The organism is Streptomyces sp. NPDC048516 (assembly GCF_043199875.1).
In the GTDB taxonomy this organism is placed as follows: domain Bacteria; phylum Actinomycetota; class Actinomycetes; order Streptomycetales; family Streptomycetaceae; genus Streptomyces.
This window is the reverse complement of record NZ_JBICWS010000002.1, coordinates 317450-332829: the sequence shown is the minus strand read 5'-3', so window position 1 is coordinate 332829 and position 15380 is coordinate 317450. Positions and strand designations below refer to the sequence as shown.

The 15380-nt window shown below is 70.8% G+C and carries 14 protein-coding genes; 3 read left to right on the top strand and 11 right to left on the bottom strand.

The genetic code is table 11. The features are described 5' to 3' along the window. Window positions 1–2: 2 nt before the first annotated feature. From ACGFR7_RS05370 to ACGFR7_RS05355, 4 genes are all read right to left on the bottom strand, one after another. Window positions 3–1466, bottom strand: coding sequence for a CpaE family protein (locus ACGFR7_RS05370; RefSeq protein WP_393313258.1), 1464 nt, complete (start codon window positions 1464–1466; stop codon window positions 3–5). 13 nt (window positions 1467–1479) lie between these two features. After that, on the bottom strand, window positions 1480–2202 hold the full coding sequence (gene cpaB, locus ACGFR7_RS05365) for a Flp pilus assembly protein CpaB (protein WP_393313255.1): 723 nt from the start codon (window positions 2200–2202) through the stop codon (window positions 1480–1482). A gap of 190 nt (window positions 2203–2392) precedes the next feature. Continuing rightward, window positions 2393–3991: a hypothetical protein gene (locus ACGFR7_RS05360; protein WP_393313252.1), complete on the bottom strand. Its 1599-nt coding sequence runs from the start codon at window positions 3989–3991 to the stop codon at window positions 2393–2395. Window positions 3992–4413: 422 nt separating this feature from the next. Then, the gene (locus ACGFR7_RS05355; protein WP_393313249.1) at window positions 4414–5313 is read right to left on the bottom strand and encodes a serine protease; all 900 of its coding nucleotides are present in this window, start codon (window positions 5311–5313) and stop codon (window positions 4414–4416) included. Window positions 5314–5560: 247 nt separating this feature from the next. On the opposite strand from ACGFR7_RS05355, the gene ACGFR7_RS05350 reads away from it, so the two are divergent. Continuing rightward, a complete protein-coding gene (locus ACGFR7_RS05350) occupies window positions 5561–6910 on the top strand; it encodes a M14 family metallopeptidase (RefSeq protein ID WP_393313246.1) in 1350 nt (449 codons plus the stop codon). A gap of 94 nt (window positions 6911–7004) precedes the next feature. Here ACGFR7_RS05350 and ACGFR7_RS05345 read toward each other — a convergent pair whose 3' ends face one another. The 3 genes from ACGFR7_RS05345 to ACGFR7_RS05335 form a co-directional block, all read right to left on the bottom strand. Beyond that, window positions 7005–7286, bottom strand: a complete 282-nt coding sequence (locus ACGFR7_RS05345; RefSeq protein ID WP_393313243.1) for a peptidylprolyl isomerase — start codon at window positions 7284–7286, stop codon at window positions 7005–7007. A 344-nt stretch (window positions 7287–7630) separates the two neighbouring features. Continuing rightward, window positions 7631–7822, bottom strand: a complete 192-nt coding sequence (locus ACGFR7_RS05340; protein ID WP_393313240.1) for a hypothetical protein — start codon at window positions 7820–7822, stop codon at window positions 7631–7633. 10 nt (window positions 7823–7832) lie between these two features. Then, on the bottom strand, window positions 7833–8684 hold the full coding sequence (locus ACGFR7_RS05335; RefSeq protein WP_393313237.1) for a helix-turn-helix domain-containing protein: 852 nt from the start codon (window positions 8682–8684) through the stop codon (window positions 7833–7835). A gap of 273 nt (window positions 8685–8957) precedes the next feature. Here ACGFR7_RS05335 and ACGFR7_RS05330 point away from each other — a divergent pair, with 273 nt between their 5' ends. Next, entirely contained in the window at window positions 8958–9446 is a 489-nt protein-coding gene (locus ACGFR7_RS05330) for an ATP-binding protein (protein WP_393313234.1), read from the top strand. Window positions 9447–9512: 66 nt separating this feature from the next. On the opposite strand, the gene ACGFR7_RS05325 is transcribed toward ACGFR7_RS05330, so the two are convergent. The 4 genes from ACGFR7_RS05325 to ACGFR7_RS05310 form a co-directional block, all read right to left on the bottom strand. Beyond that, window positions 9513–10988 carry a GntP family permease gene (locus ACGFR7_RS05325; protein ID WP_393313231.1) on the bottom strand — a complete coding sequence of 492 codons (1476 nt, stop codon included), beginning with the start codon at window positions 10986–10988 and terminating at the stop codon, window positions 9513–9515. A 179-nt stretch (window positions 10989–11167) separates the two neighbouring features. Continuing rightward, on the bottom strand, window positions 11168–11578 hold the full coding sequence (locus tag ACGFR7_RS05320; protein ID WP_129294426.1) for a RidA family protein: 411 nt from the start codon (window positions 11576–11578) through the stop codon (window positions 11168–11170). Between the two features lie 109 nt (window positions 11579–11687). Then, on the bottom strand, window positions 11688–12440 hold the full coding sequence (locus tag ACGFR7_RS05315) for an IclR family transcriptional regulator (RefSeq protein WP_393313228.1): 753 nt from the start codon (window positions 12438–12440) through the stop codon (window positions 11688–11690). A gap of 76 nt (window positions 12441–12516) precedes the next feature. Further along, window positions 12517–13638 (bottom strand): sugar kinase, encoded by a 1122-nt coding sequence (locus ACGFR7_RS05310; protein WP_393314193.1) that lies wholly within the window; start codon window positions 13636–13638, stop codon window positions 12517–12519. Between the two features lie 406 nt (window positions 13639–14044). Between ACGFR7_RS05310 and ACGFR7_RS05305 the strand changes: the two genes are divergently transcribed. After that, window positions 14045–15334 (top strand): amino acid deaminase, encoded by a 1290-nt coding sequence (locus tag ACGFR7_RS05305; RefSeq protein ID WP_393313225.1) that lies wholly within the window; start codon window positions 14045–14047, stop codon window positions 15332–15334. Window positions 15335–15380: the final 46 nt, after the last annotated feature.

Genomic DNA, 15380 nt, shown 5'->3' with positions numbered 1-15380 from the left:
GCTCAGCCCTCCTCGTAGGGACCGGCCGGATCGAACGGACCCGAGCCGCCGGCCGCCGCCGCGGAGCCCCGCCGTGCGCCGAAGCGGATACCGGACCCCGACCCCGACCCGGAGGCCGGCCCCGGTGCCGGACCCTGACCTGTCCCGGAACCGGGAGCCGCCCCCGGCGTTATGGCCTTGCGCCTGCGCCCCGTCAGCGTCGGGCGCGCCCGGTGGCTGCCCCGGCCTTCCCGCCGCACGGCCGGTGACTCGACCAGGCCGAGCTCGCCCGCCAGCGCCCACAGCGCCTGCCGGACCGTCGACCGCCCGTCGAGGTCCTGCATCCGGCCCGCGTCGACACAGGGCTGGAGCTCCTTGAAGGCGGCCGGCACATGGGTCCTGGCGACCTGGGTGCCGGTGGCCTTGGCGACCAGCGGCGGCTGGATCTCGGTGTTACGGGTGAGGCGGTTGACCACGGTCGTGGTGTCCTCCGCCTGACGGATCTGCAGCCGGTCCCACAGCCGCACCTGCCGCTTGGCGGCCCGTACGGCCACCACGTCCGGCGTGGTCACCAGCAGGGCCGCATCGGCGAGTTCGACGGCCGCGGCGTTCGCGGACTGCATCTGGGAGCCGCAGTCGACCAGCACCACTTCGTAGCGGGAGCGCAGCGCGCCGATGATCTGGCGGGCCGCCCGGTCGTCGACCTCCTCGCCGCGCTCCCCCTCCTCGGGCGCCAGCAGCAGCCCCAGCCCCGTGTGGTGGTCGTGCACCGCGTCCTGGAGCACCCGTACGGAGATGTCCGCGATGCCCGCGAGATCAACGATCGAACGGCGGAACTGGACGTCCAGGTAGGAGGCCACATCGCCGGACTGCAGATCCAGGTCCACCAGCGCGACGCTACGGCCCGCGGCCCGTGCGGCCAGCGCCAGCTGCACGGCGGTGACGGTGGTGCCGACCCCGCCCTTGGCGCCGGTCACGGTCACCAGGGTGCCGGCCGGCCCGGGGGCCGCCTCCTGGCTGCCCCCCAGGTGAACCCGCACGCCCGCCGACCACTGGGCGGCGGACTGCACCCGGGCCGCCAACTCGTCATAGCCGAGCGGGAATCCCACGATGCCGCGGGCACCGGCGTCCATCGCCGCGGAGAACAGCGCGGGCCCGGCATCCGTGGTGATCAGTACGACGCCGACGGCGGGGAAGCGCAGCGCCACCTCGCGGATCAGCTCCAGCGCCGGCGTCGGCCCGATCCGCTCGTGGACGAGCACGACCTCGGGGAGCGCTTCGACTCCGGACGGCGGACCGGCCTCGGACGGAGCGCCGGCGAACGTCCCGCCGGCCCCCTGGGCGGCGGCGCCGGCCAGCGCGTTGAGCAGCGCGGCGGAGTCGGCGACGGCGGGTGCGGGCTCGGCGTCCGGCAGCTGGTTGAGCAGCGAGGACACCGCTCGTGCGGCGTCCGGGTCGCCGATTGCCGGGAGGATACGGATGGTCACCTGAGCCTCCGGGTCACTTGTCGCCGTCGAGGGTGTAAGTGCGCTGGCCCGGCGGGACGGTGGCCTCGCTGCCGGGGGCGATCAGGGCGAGCCGGACGTGCGAGGCGAAGGACTCGGCGTACGCGACCCGTTGGGCGTCCTGGGTGTTCAGCGCGAAGGTGATCGGGACGGCGTCACCTGCCTGCCGCCCTGTGGTGGTGCTGGTGTCGCCCGGGTCCTTGGCCTCCAGCGGCGTCAGCTTGCCGACGTCGATCACCTGGGCGCCGGAGACGATGACCTTGGAGACCGGCTTGTCCTCGGGGCGCTTGCCCTCGAAGGTGGCGTAGATGTTCACCCGGGCACCGGGGTTGATCTTTCCGGCCACCCCGGTGGCCGCGTCGATCATGATGGCGATCTCCTGCTGTCCGGCCTTCAGCGCGGGCCGCTCGACGATCATGTCGTCCTGCAGCAGCGACCCCTTCTTCAGCGGTGTCACCGCGATCCTGCCGCTGACCTTGTCCAGGTCGGTCACGGCGGTGGGCGGCAGCCACCGCTCGGGCATCTTCACCTTCTCGAACTGCCCAGGATCCAGCGCTTTATAGGCCGCGACATCCGTCTTCAGCCGGTACGCCGTCTTTTCGGGACCGACCTTGGACTCGACGTTCTTGATCACCGACAGTACGCCGACGAACGCGCCGACCGCACAGAGAACCGACAGGAGCAGCAGGATCACTCCGCGGCGCTGGCGTGAGTTCATGGGGGAGGGACCTCGATCGGGACGGGGAGGGGACGGACGGGGAAGGGACGGACGGGGAGGGGACGGACGGACAGGGGCGGGACGGACAGGGGCGGGCGGCTGACCGGGCCGGCCGAGGGGCTGACGGGGCGGCAGCAGACGGCAGGGCGAGGGCGGCCCGGTGACGGCGGGGCGCGGACGGCCCGGTGGCTCAGCGCACTCGGGCCACCGTCCGCGGGGTACCCGGGGTACCCGGGGTCTCCGGCCGGCCGGACTGGTCCGGGTAGCCGGGATGCTCCGGGTGAGCGTGATGCTGCGGGTGACCGGGGTGGTGCGGGTGACCGGGGTGCTGCGGGTCATGCTGCACCCAGTGGCCGGTGAAATCGGGGTGACCGGGCAGGTCCCGGTGGCCGGGGGCACGGGGGCCGTCGGACGCGTAGGGGTTGCCCGGCACCGGGCGCCCGGACCCGTACGGGTTCCCTGACGTGTCCGGGCCGCCCACCGCGGGATCCGGCCCGCGGACGTCCCACTGCCCCTGCCCCGGCTCTCCGGGCCGGCCGCTACTTCGTACACCCGCCGCGCCCGGCACACCGAGCACACCCGCCACACCGGGAGGTGTCACCGGCGAGAGGCCGCGCGAGCCCCAGGGCGGGAGAGGACGACCGGCCGCCGGCTCCGGGGGAGCGGCAGAGGACGCACCCCCCGAAGCCGCCGGCGGAGCGGGAGCGGAGGCGGGAGCGGAGGCGGGAGCGGAGGCGGGAGCGGAGGCGGGAGCGGAGGCGGGAGCGGAGGCGGGAGCGGAGGCGGGAGCGGAGGCGGGAGCCGTCGCCGAGGCGGAATCCGCAGCCTTGGCTGAAGCCGAAGCCTCCGAGGAAGCCGCCGCCAGAGCCTGCGCAGCGGCCGCCGGCCCCCCTCCCGGCCGGTGTTCGGGGCCGCCTATGGCCGCCGGCCCCTGGCCCGAGCCGCCACCCCCCGCCGCCCGTGCCCGTGCCAGCGGCGCCGCACAGAACGCACAGTGGTCGCCGAGGAGTTCCAGGCCACACCAGCCGCACTCCTCGCGCCGTACGGAGGCCACCAGCTGTCGCAGGACCGCCACGTCCGGTATGGCCGCCGCGAATTCGATCAGCTTCTGGGTTCCCCACCACCGGGCGGACTCGGCGGGCAGCCGGGCCTCGCACACCCCCTGCACGCGCCAGGCGGGGGCGAGTGTTCCGGTCACCCACTCGGAGGTGAGCTGGCCACGGGCCACCGTGAGCTGGGTGGCGAACCCGGGGGCGGGCAGCCCGGCCTCGCTACTGTGCCGGTCCACGTGATGCAGCTGCGGCTCGGGATGCGCCAGCACCGCGAAGTGCGCGCCGGGCAGCCAGGACTTCATATGGGACCGCAGATCGACCTCGATCCGGTCCAGGCCGCTGACGCTGCCCAGCAGCGCGCCGGTGTGAAGGTAGTGGGTCAGCAGCCGTGCGGCGCTGGCCAGCACGCCGGGGCTGAAGTCGCACAGCGACAACTGCCTTAGCTGACGGGCCAGTAAGGCCACGCCCAGCGGCGGCAGGGGCAGCGGCACGAGGGCGATCCGGTCGCTCTCCAGGACGGCGCGCAGGGTGTGCATCCGGCGGATGTGCTCCGGCGGGCAGGCCGAGGAGTACAGCACGATGAGGTGGCCGTGGTGTTCCAGGACGGCACTGGTCTCCGTCAGGGCGTCGTCCAGCGGCTGGAGATGAGGGGCCTGGAGGACGACGGCGGCCGGGGTCTGCCGGTCGGTCGGCGGCAGCGCGAGGTCCGGGCTGGTGACTGCAATCGCGGTCGGCACGTCGCTCCCCCACTCCTTAACGGCCGCCGGGGGCCCCGGGACCGCGGATCGGCACAGCTCTGCGCCAGAGGCGCCATACGCTCAGCACTTTATCCACAGAGATACGTCCCAGAGAACACGTTCTGGGCTACTCGTCATGGCCATCACCCCGGAGTGAAATGGCGGATACCGGCCGAGCGTCCCTCCTGGGAACGCCTGCTTCCGCCAGATCTCTTGACAGGGCGAAGGGTCCGGACCCGTAGGACGGGAGGCATCGGCGCCCTCCAGACGCGCATCCACCCTCATTCCCGCCCCGTCTTTCCCGTCCCTCCTCCTCACCCCTCCTCCTCACCCCTCCTCCTCACCTCTCTTCCTCGTCCTCAATACACCGCCAGGTCCCGCGCACCCTGTGCACGGGACCTGGCATCGCGCTTCGCGTCATGTCACCTACGGACGGCCGCCGGCTTGGGCAGCGCACAGCCGGCCGCGCTCAGGTCCAGCTTGTTGCCGGCGCCGAAGCACTTCGGTATCCCGTATGTCTCCTCGGCGTAGTTGATGCCCTGGTGCACCGTGACATTGCCGTTCTCGTCAACCTCGCACGGGTTGTTGACGGTGCACTTCTCGCCGTCCTCGTTGCCCGTGTTGTTGATGGCCGCGACCTTGCCGGTGGCGGTGTCAATCACCGGCGACCCGGACGTGCCACCGATCGTCTTGCACTGCGGGGTGTAGCGGACCGAGTCCTTCCAGGTCCAGTCACCCTCCTTGAGGGTGGGCACGAACCCGTCGATGTTGCAGGAGTAGATCTTCTTCCAGTAGCCGGAAACGACGCTGATCGCCGCGCCCTTGGCCGGGTGTTCCGTGGCCAGCTCCAGCGGCTTGATCCCGTACTTCTGCTCGATCTGCGCGTACGTCGACGAGGTCTGGTAGAGCGAGACATCGGTGTCGGTCATGGTGGCGTAGGCGATCTTGGTGGCCCTGATCGTGCCCGCCCGGCCGGCCGACTTGTCGAGCAGGGTGAAGCTGCGGCTGGACGGCTGGTCGACGATGACCTCGCCGGCACCGGGCATACCGCTTTCCAGACAGTGGCCGTTGGACATCACCAGGGCCGGGTCGTTCGGCTGAGAGGCGGGCATCCGGACGACCGAGCCCGAGCAGTTGCTCAGCGCGACGGTGCCGGCGAAGTCCACCGCCTTGGTCTTGTGCTGCGTGAGGTGCTGCGCCCCGTGCTGCGTGAGGTGCTGCGCCCCGTGCTGCGGCGCCGCGTGGGCCGTTCCGACGGTGCCCGCCAGGGCTGCGGCTCCCAGCACGGCCGTGGCCAGGGTGCCGACGAGAGGTCTGTTCATGTGGGGGTCCTCTCCGCTTATGTCACCGAAGCGCCCTCAGGCGCGTTCGGCTTTGTCGTGCGCATTGTTGGCGCCACGGCCCTGGGTGGCAATCAATTGAGCGGAAACGATGGGAAGTTGCCGGGACCATCCGTTACGGAACGCCCTGCCCGGCGGCTCCGCATCTGGCCGTACGACGCCTTGACCCGACCATGCCAACGCACCAACACTGACGCCGTCGCTTCGCTCACACCCCACAGGAGACCGCATGCGACCACGTCTCCGCGGCGGACGGACCACCGTCCTCGCCGCGCTCCTCTCCCTCGCACTCGCCGCCCCGATCGCCGCCGCCCAGGCCCAGGCCGCCCCCGTGGACGGGCCCGCCGCCGGCACCGCGGCACGCCCCGAACTCCCCCATCAGTACGAGGTCACCGGCCCCGCCACCCCCGCCCGGCGCACCGCCCTCACCGCGACCGGCGTCACCCTCGACGAGGTCCACGCCGGGAAGGTCGTCATCACGGCGGACCGCGCCCAGGCCCGCGCGGTCCGCCACCTCGGCTACGCGCTCCGCAGGTTGCCCGACCCTCCCGCCACCAAGCCCGCGCCCTCCGGCACCCGGGTCAAGGACTTCCCCACCGGCTACACGAAGTACCACACCTACGACGAGGCCACGAAGGAGATCGATGCCCTCGTCGCCAAGTACCCGGCCCTCCTGAGCAAGCAGGTCATCGGCACCTCCCACGAGGGGCGCGCCCTCCTCGCCCTCAAGCTCAGCAAGAACGTCGCCGAGGACGAGGCGGAGCCCGAAGTCCTCTTCACCGCCCACCAGCACGCCAGGGAACACCTCACCGTCGAGATGGCCCTCTACCTCCTGAACGAGTTCACCTCGAAGTACGGGACCGACCCCCGCATCACCAAGATGCTCGACTCCCGCGAGATCTGGATCGTCCCGGACCTCAATCCGGACGGCGGCGCCTACGACATCGCCTCCGGCTCGTTCCGCAGCTGGCGCAAAAACCGCCAGCCCAATGCCGGTTCCCGCAACATCGGCACCGACCTCAACCGCAACTGGGACTTCAAGTGGGGCTGCTGCGGCGGCTCTTCGTCCAGCCCCTCCTCCGAGACCTACCGCGGCACGTCCCCCGCCTCCGCCCCCGAGGTCCAGGTCATCTCGAAATTCGTGCACAGCCGGATCGTCGGCGGCAAGCAGCAGATCAAGGCCGCCATCGACTTCCACACCTACAGCGAACTGGTCCTGTGGCCCTTCGGTTTCACCGACGACGACACCGGCCCCGGCATGACCCAGGACGACCACGACACCTTCGCCACCATCGGCAAGGACATGGCCGCCACCAACGGCTACACCCCCGAGCAGTCCAGCGACCTGTACATCACCGACGGCGCGATCGACGACTGGCTGTGGGGCGACCAGAAGGTGTTCGCCTACACCTTCGAGATGTACCCCTCCTCCTTCGGCTCCGGCGGCTTCTACCCCCGCGACACCGTCATCCCGAAGGAAACCTCCCGCAACCGCGAGGCGGTGCTACGGCTCCTGGAGATAGCCGACTGCCCCTACCGGGCGATCGGGAAGGAGAACCAATACTGCAAGGGGAGCTGAGCCGCACGACCGCCGACAAGGGGCACCCGGCACGGTTCGGGCCCGGGTGCCCCCTCGTCACGTCCTCAACGACGCGGCCCCACGGCACACTGCGTCAGTCCTCGCGGCTGATGACTTCCAGGAGGTGCATGCCGAACTGGGTCTTCACCGGTCCCTGGACCACTCCGACCGGCGCCGAGAACACGACCTGGTCGAATTCCGGGACCATCTGTCCGGGACCGAACGACCCGAGGTTGCCCCCGTCACGGGACGAGGGGCACGAGGAGTGCTTCTTGGCGAGCTCGGCGAAGTCCGCTCCGGCGGCGATCTGCTCCTTCAGATTCAACGCCTCTGCCTCGGTGTTGACCAAGATGTGACGTGCAGTAGCCCTAGCCATGTTCTACGTCCTTTCGAGTCCTCATCAACGCCATCCACGATCGCGTACCTGGCAGGACCTGCCGATGGCAGGAGCTGCCGGTGGCAGCGACCACCGGCCCGGCCCACCGCAGGTACACGTGCCGCCTCCGTAGGTCGGGCAAGCGCCACCTCAGAATCCCACAGGCGATCACCTGCGCAGGGCACCGGCTGATCGCGGCCCCCGCAGGAAACGTGCGGTCCGGCGAACCTTCCGCGCCGGGCCCGCGTCTTCCCCCGCGACGGCCCCCGCACCTTGCTGAGCCGCCGCCGCACCCGGGCCGCGGCCACCGAGGGGACGAACCAACGGGAAACCCGGGACAGCCCTCAGAGCAGGTGATCGGCCTTGCCAGCCTTTATCTCGCGGATGAGCGTGCGGAGCGCTTCGCGGGTGTCGGTGACGTAGGCGTCCTCGGCGCCTGCTACGGCGATGTAGGAGTGGCCCTGGTCGTCGGTCCCTACGCGGAAGCAGTTGTTGCCTTCGCCGCAGTAGGGCTCTTCCCAGTTGATGTCTCGCATGGTGACCTTCCTAGAGTGAGCGCGCGACGTTGCGGATGAAGTCACGCGAAGCCGGGGCCGACAGAGACGCATTGTCCATCCAGTCCAGGTGGGCGCGGTACTTCGCGAGCTGGGCTTCGGCGTGCGTGAATTCCGGGCCGTGGGCAGAGTCCAGCTGCACGGTGTCGAGCTGCGGAACGATGCCTTCGGCGTACAGGAGAGCATGTCCAGCTCCAGGGAAAGTGCCCACATCCACCGAGAGGACCCGCACGTCGACGCCGTCACGTTCCGACGCGTGGCACAGGTGCTGGAGCTGGTGACGCATGACGCCGGCTCCGCCGAACCTCATACGCAGCGCCGCTTCGTGTACGTAGGCCACATAGGTGGGTGGCTCAGGCCGCTCGAAGACCTGCTGGCGCTCCACACGGTGCGCGACGCGCAGTTCGACTTCAAGTCGTGTCGGCGGTGGCAAGACCGCGGTGAAGACGGCTCGGGCGTAGTCCTCGGTCTGGAACAGCCCCGGAATGTGGACCGTTTGCGTCGTGCTGATGCGAGTGGCATGCCATTCGAGCTCCGCAATGTCCAGCATCCCGGCGGCGAGTGTGCCCCGATACCGCTCCCACCAGCCGCGCTCCCGGTTCGCAGCCATGTCGACCAGGGCCTCGACGTACGGCTCCTCCGGGCAGGCGTAGTTGCAGGCCAGCGTGCGCACACGCTCAGGGGAGACCGGCCTGAGGCCGCCCTCCATGTTGGAGATCCGCGTCCGGTCGATGCCCAGCAGCCCGGCTGCGTATTCGGTGGTGGCTCCGGCAGCGAGTCGCATCTTGCGCAGCTCTGCTCCAAGTCGCTGCTGGCGCACCGTCGGTGTCGTCCTGGTCGGCATGCGGCCCCTTCTCGCGCGGTGATCGGGGTCAGTCTGCCTCTGCGCTGCCACGCCAGTCCATCACACCTAGGGGTAAATACCCCTCAACGAGGTGGACACCGTGCCCCACCCTCCCTACATTCAGTAACACACCGCTTACGCTCCACGCAGTCGGAAGCGCATCGCGCGAGCCTGCCCGCATTCTCCTGCCCTGGGAGGGGACGGTCGCGTCAGGGAGACAGGCCACTGACTGCCGCGCCTTCAACCAGACCTCTGCAACAGGGAGTTGCTGCCATGCCCGCAGCCGTGACCGTCTGTCCGCATACCGTCGAGACGCGTACACCTCGCGTCCCGGAAACCGTGGCCTACAGCCTCACCCTTCCCGCCGTGCTCGCCAGTCCGGCCGTGGCCCGCTCGGCCGCCCGTACGATCCTGGAGGCGCACGGGCTGCAGGACGTGACCGCCGCCGCGGTTCAGGTGATCGGTGAACTCGCCGCTTGTGCCTGCCTGTTCACACCGTCCGACAGCGTCTATCTGTCGCTGCGCTATCGCGGCGACGCCCTGCGCATCAGCCTCTACGACGGGCACCCGCGCCACACCCATCGCCGTCTCGCAGCGGCCTGCGATGGCAGGCGGCGGTCCGTGCTCCTGCTGCTGGCTTGTGTGATGCACGCCTGTGACGGCGAGTGGGGATTCGGGGAGTCATCGGAGCCCGGCGACGGGACGCGATTGTGGGCCGTGCTGCCGCGCGAAGGGGCCCGGGCGTACGGGGAGGTGACGTAAACGCCGGTGGGGCGCCCGGTGTCGGACGCCCCACAGGCGTACGGAGACGGGACGAGCGACTGGCGCCTACACCACCAGGCTCACCAGCGCCGCCACCGCGAACCCCGCGACCGAGAGCACTGACTCCAGCACCGTCCAGGACTTGAGGGTGTCGCGCTCCGTGATCCCGAAGTACTTGCTGACCATCCAGAATCCCCCGTCGTTCACATGTGAAGCGAAGATCGAGCCCGCCGAGATGGCCATGATGATCAGCGCGAGGTGGGCCTGGGACATGCCCTGGCCCTCGACGAGGGGGACGACGATGCCGGCCGTGGTGACGATGGCGACCGTGGCCGAGCCCTGGGCGACGCGCAGGACGAGGGAGAGGAGGTAGGCGAGGACGATGACCGGGAGGCCGACGTTGTGGAAGGTGTCGGAGAGGGCGGTGGCCACACCGCTGCCCTTGAGGACGGCGCCGAAAATGCCGCCGGCGCCGACGACCAGGATGATGTTGCCGACCGGCTTGAGCGAGGCGGTGGAGACCGTCTCCAGGGACTTGCGGGACCAGCCGCGGCGGACGCCCAGCAAGTAGTACGACATCAGCAGGGCGAGGGTCAGGGCGACGAAGGGGTGGCCGAAGAACTCGATCACCGAGCGGCCGGTCGAGGGGGCCAGGGCGATGGAGGAGAAGGTCGCCAGGAGGATGAGGAGCAGCGGGGTGCCGATGATGGTGAGGACGGTGGCCAGGGGGACCGGTGCCTCGTCGGGCCTGACGCCGGCCGCGGCCTTCTCCGCGGTGACCGCGGCCTTGGCTTCGTCCGCCGCCTCGACCATGTCCTGGGGGACGGGCACGAAGAGCCGCTTGCCGATCCAGGCCGCGTAGCCCCAGGCGGCGAGCACTGCCGGGATGCCGCAGAGGATGCCCATGAGGATGATCCAGCCGAGGTCGACCTTGAAGAGGCCGGCGGCGGCGACCGGGCCGGGGTGGGGCGGCAGGAAGGCGTGGGTCATGGACAGCCCTGCCAGCAGCGGCATGCAGTAGAGCAGGATCGACTTGCCACTCCGCTTCGCCGCCGCGTAGACGATCGGCGCGAGGACGAAGATGCCGACGTCGAAGAAGACCGGGATGCCGAAGATCAGGCCGGTCAGGCCCATGGCGAGCGGTTCGCGCCCCTCTCCGAAGAGGCGCAGCAGCCGGGAGCTCAGCACCTCGGCGCCGCCGGAGACTTCGAGGATCGCGCCGAGCATGGTTCCCAGGCCGATGATGATGGCGACGTGCCCGAGGATGCCGCCCATGCCGGTCTCGATCATCGAGACGGCGTCGGATTTCTGGACCGTGCCGAAGAGTTCGGTGACGGAGAGTCCGGCGGCCAGGCCCACCGCGATGGAGACCGTCAGCAGCGCGACGAACGGCTGCAGACGGACCTTGATGATCAGGACGAGGAGCAGGGCGATGCCCAGGGCGGCGACCGTCAGAAGCCCCGCGGTGCCCGGTATGAGGGCGATCAGTCCACCGGTGTGGGGTGTTGGTGGCGGGGTGGCGGGCGTGGCGGCGAGGAACATGGGGTGACTCCGTTGTCAGGCAGGGGCGGTTCCCGGGAGGTCCGGGGTGTCCCCTGGAAGGCATCTCCAGGCAGGGGGGACCGCGGCACGGCGCCCCGTCGGTACGGGGCACCGTGCCGTGCGGCGAACGGTGCACGTGCGGTAGTGCTAACGGCAGGCGGGGCAAGGGGTTCGGTGCCTCAGCTCAGGACCGCGAGGGCGTCGATCTCGATGAGCAGGCCCTTGGGCAGTCCGACGTAGACGGTGGTGCGGGCCGCGGGGGCTTCCTTGAGGCCCTGCTCCTCGAAGTAGGCGTTGTAGATCTCGTTCATCTCGGCGAAGTGGTCCACGTCGGTGAGGTAGACGCGGATCATCATCGCGTCGTCCCAGCTTGCGCCGCCCTCTTCGAGGATGGCCTGGACGTTGGCGAGGGTCTGCAGGGTCTGCTCACGCAGGGTGGGGCCGGCGGGGGTGGGGGCCTGGCCCTCGACGGCGGGGAGGAAGCCGACCTGGCCCGCGACCTGAAGGATGTTGCCCTTCTTGACGCCGTGGGAGAACTTCGCGGGCGGGGTGGTGTGGGTGGCCGGGGTGAGCGCGGTCTTCTCGGTCATGGTGTTCAGGCTTTCTGTGCGGGGGCGGTGGTTACGGGGGCGGTGGTTACAGGACCGGTGGTGAGCCGGTCGTTACGGGGCCGGAATTACCGGCCGGGCCGGTGGATGGTTACTGGGGAATGGCGGTTCCGGAGTACTCCCGGCTGATGGCGTCGGCAGTGCGGCGTACCAGCGGGAGCAGTGTGAGGAGTTCTTCGGCAGTGACGACGACATTCGGTGCGGAGACCGACATGGCGGCGACCAGGCGCCCGTCCGCACCGCGGATGGGCGCCGCGACGCAGTTGATGGACTCCTCGTGGCCACCGAGGTCGGTGGCCCAGCCCTGTTCACGGACCTTGGCCAGTTCGGCCAGGAAGGCCGTGGCGTGGGGAGTCGAACGGGGCGTGTAGAGGGGGTAGTCGAGCTTTTCCGCGAGGGCGCGGCGCTCGGGTTCGGGCAGGTCGGCGAGGAGCAGCTTGGCGACCGCGGCGACGGTGATCGCGACGGGTTTGCCGATCCGGGAGTACATCCGGACCGGATAGCGGCTCTCCACCTTGTCGATGTACAGGACCTCGTTCTCCTCATGGACCGCGAGGTGGACGGTGTGCCCGCATTTCTCGTTGAGTTCGACGAGGTGGGGGTGGGCGATCTCGCGTACGTCGAGGTTTTCGACGGCCTGCTGGGCGAGGGCGAAGAGCCGGGCGCCGAGGCGGTAGCGCTGGTCGGACTGGCGGTAGACGAGGCCGTGTTCGTGGAGGGTGCGCAGTAGCCGGAGGGCCGTGGACTTGTGGACACCGAGTCGGTCGGCGACCTGCCCGAGGTCCGCGGGGCCCTCGGCGAGCAGCGGCAGGATGCTCAGTGCGCGGTCGACGGTCTGGCTCATGCGCGTGCCTCGTTTCGCCCGTCCCTGCCGTTGCCGGGGGCGTGCCTCTCGTCGGCGGCTGTCTCGCGTCGCTCGTTCACGGTGTCCGTACCTCCTCGTCGGCCCTGTGGCCGCAAGCGCCGGCTTCGGTCCAGCCGGGGCCGAGGTGCAGTCTCCCCCAGGCCTCGTCGTCGAGGTCCGCCAGCCGGTCGGCGTGCGCGCGGCCGGGCGGGGTCGCCAGGTCGCCGGGGACGGTGAGGGCGGCGGCGGCCCACAGGTGTCCGTGACGGATGCGGGTGCGGACGGGGAGGGCGCGGAGGGTGGCGGAGAGGAATCCGGCGGCGAAGGCGTCGCCGGCGCCGGTGGCCGCCACGAGGTCGACGTTCAGGGACGGGACGAAGGTGGCGGTCTCGGTGCGGGTGGCGGTGGCTTCGTCGCGGCCCACGACGGTCTCGGTACCGGTGGCGGTGGCTTCGTCGCGCCCCACGACGGTCTCGGTACCGGTGGCCTCGTCGCGGCGCCCGCCCGTCCCGGTGGTCCGCCGGCGGTGGAAGACGGTGGCCCCGCGCTTGCCCTGCTTGACGACCAGGAGGTCCGGTTCCGGCAGCGCCTCGCTGATGGCCCGTGACCCGTGCAGGCCCCATGCGTCCCGGGCCTCGTCCTCGCCTACGAAAACCAGGTCGGCGCCCCGCGCCAGTTCGAGCAGCGCCCGTGCCTGTGACCGCTCACGCCACAGCCCCGGCCGGTAGTTGACGTCGAAGGAGAGCAGCGGCCGCCCCGGGCGGCGGGCGGTCAGCTCACGCATCAGGCCGAGGCAGTCCTCGGACAGCGCCGCCGTGATGCCGGACAGGTGCAGGATCCGGCCGGAGCGGATGGCGTCCTGGTCCAGGTGCGCGGCCGTCATGGCGGAGGCGGCGGAACCGGCACGGTAGTAGGCGACCTCGTGGGTGTCGGTTGCGCGGTCTTCCGCGGTGCGGAAGTAGATGCCGGTGGGGCGCAGTGGGTCGCGTCGGACGTGGGTGACATCGACGCCGCAGTCGGCGACGGCGGCCAGGAGGTGGTCGCCGAAGCCGTCGGTGCCGACCCGGGAGATCCAGCGTGCGGTGTGGCCGGTGCGGGCAAGGGTGCAGGCGACGTTGGACTCGGCGCCGCCGATCGCGCGGTCGAAGGACGGTACGTCGGCGAGCCGGCCGGGCAGCCGCGGCAGGAAGGTGACCATGGACTCGCCGAGGCAGACGACGTCGACGTCCGGGCCGGGGGTGCCGCCCGGGAGGGGGGCGCCTCCCGGGAAGGGGGCGCCTCCCGGAAAGGGGGCGCCTCCCGGAAAGGGGGCGCCTCCCGGAAAGGGGGCGCCGCCGGCGTTCGAGGGCCTGGTCACGATCGGTTTCGCTCCTTCGCTGTGGTGCCTCCCGGACCGGGTGCCGCACGGAGTTCCAGCCGTGTGCCGCACGGGAGGTTCCAGCCGTGTGCCGCACGACGTACCGGCCGTACGCCCGCCCGTTCCCCGCCGCTTCCCACCCCGCTTACCACCGTTGACCGGGCGATGGCTCGGATGTTAGACAGCGGTCAGCGATATGCGCAATGACTGTTGCAGACAGTGCAACGAGGACTTTCGAGGAGGCCCCATGGCCGGTGAACGGCTCGCGCAGGGACTCAAGGGACTCGCGGACGAGCGGGTCGATCACCGCTTCAAGGCGCTGCCCCCGGACGCCGAGGGCCGGACCGTCGGCCGGCTGGCCGCCGAACGCCGCAACCTCTTCCGCGATGGGTTCACCACCCCCGTCCTCGCCCTCTCCGCCGAGTCGGTCGCCCACAACCTGGCCCTGATGGAGACCTACGCCGCCCGGCACGGTCTGGCCTTCGCCCCGCACGGCAAGACCTGCATGGCACCGCAGCTCTTCGCCCGCCAGCTGGAGCACGGCGCCTGGGGCATCACCGCCGCCGTCCCCCACCAGGTCCGCGTCTACCGCCACTACGGCATCCAGCAGATCTTCCTGGCCAACGAGCTCGTGGACGCGGCCGCGCTGCGCTGGCTCGCCGGTGAGCTCGCCGCCGACCCCGGTTTCCGCTTCGTGTGTTACGTCGACTCACTGCGCGGCATCGAGCTGATGGACACCGCGCTGCGCGAGGCCGGCGCCACCCGACCCGTGGATGTCGTCGTCGAGCTCGGCGCCGGCGAGGGCGCGCGGACCGGCGTGCGGACCGAGACCGAATGCCTCGAACTCGCCGACGCCATCGCGGGCGTGGACACCCTCCGCCTGGTCGGCGTGGCCGGCTACGAGGGCGAGGTGCCCGACGCCACCCCCGAGCGGGTGACCGCCTGGCTGCGCCGACTGGTCGCACTGGCCGTGGAGTTCGACCGGGCGGGCCGGTTCGCCGACCTCGACCAGATCGTCATCAGCGCGGGCGGCAGCGCCTGGTTCGATGCGGTGGCCGAGGTCTTCGCCGAGATCCCCGCACTGACCGCCCCGCCTCTCAAGCTGCTGCGCTCGGGCGCGTACGTCTCGCACGACGACGGTCACTACCGCGAGGTCACCCCCTTCAACCGCGTCCCGGAGGAGGGCACCCTGCAGCCCGCCTTCCGCCTCTGGGCGCAGGTCGTCTCCCGCCCCACACCCGAGCAGGCGTTCCTCAACGCGGGCAAGCGCGATGCGGCGTACGACCTGCATCTGCCGCGGGCCCAGGTCGTACGGTCCGGCCGGGACGGCACTTGGCGCCCGGCGGACGGCGTCACCGTCACCGGACTGTCCGACCAGCACGCCTGGGTCCGCACCGAGCGGGCCGGCGACCTGGAGGTCGGCGACTGGGTCGGGCTCGGCCTGTCGCACCCCTGTACGTCCTTCGACAAGTGGCAGCTGATCCCGCTGGTCGAGCAGGACGGCACGGTCACCGATTTCATCCGCACCTTCTTCTAGGAGCCCTTGGGAGTCCTTGGGAGCCTTGGAAACCCTTGGTTGCCCT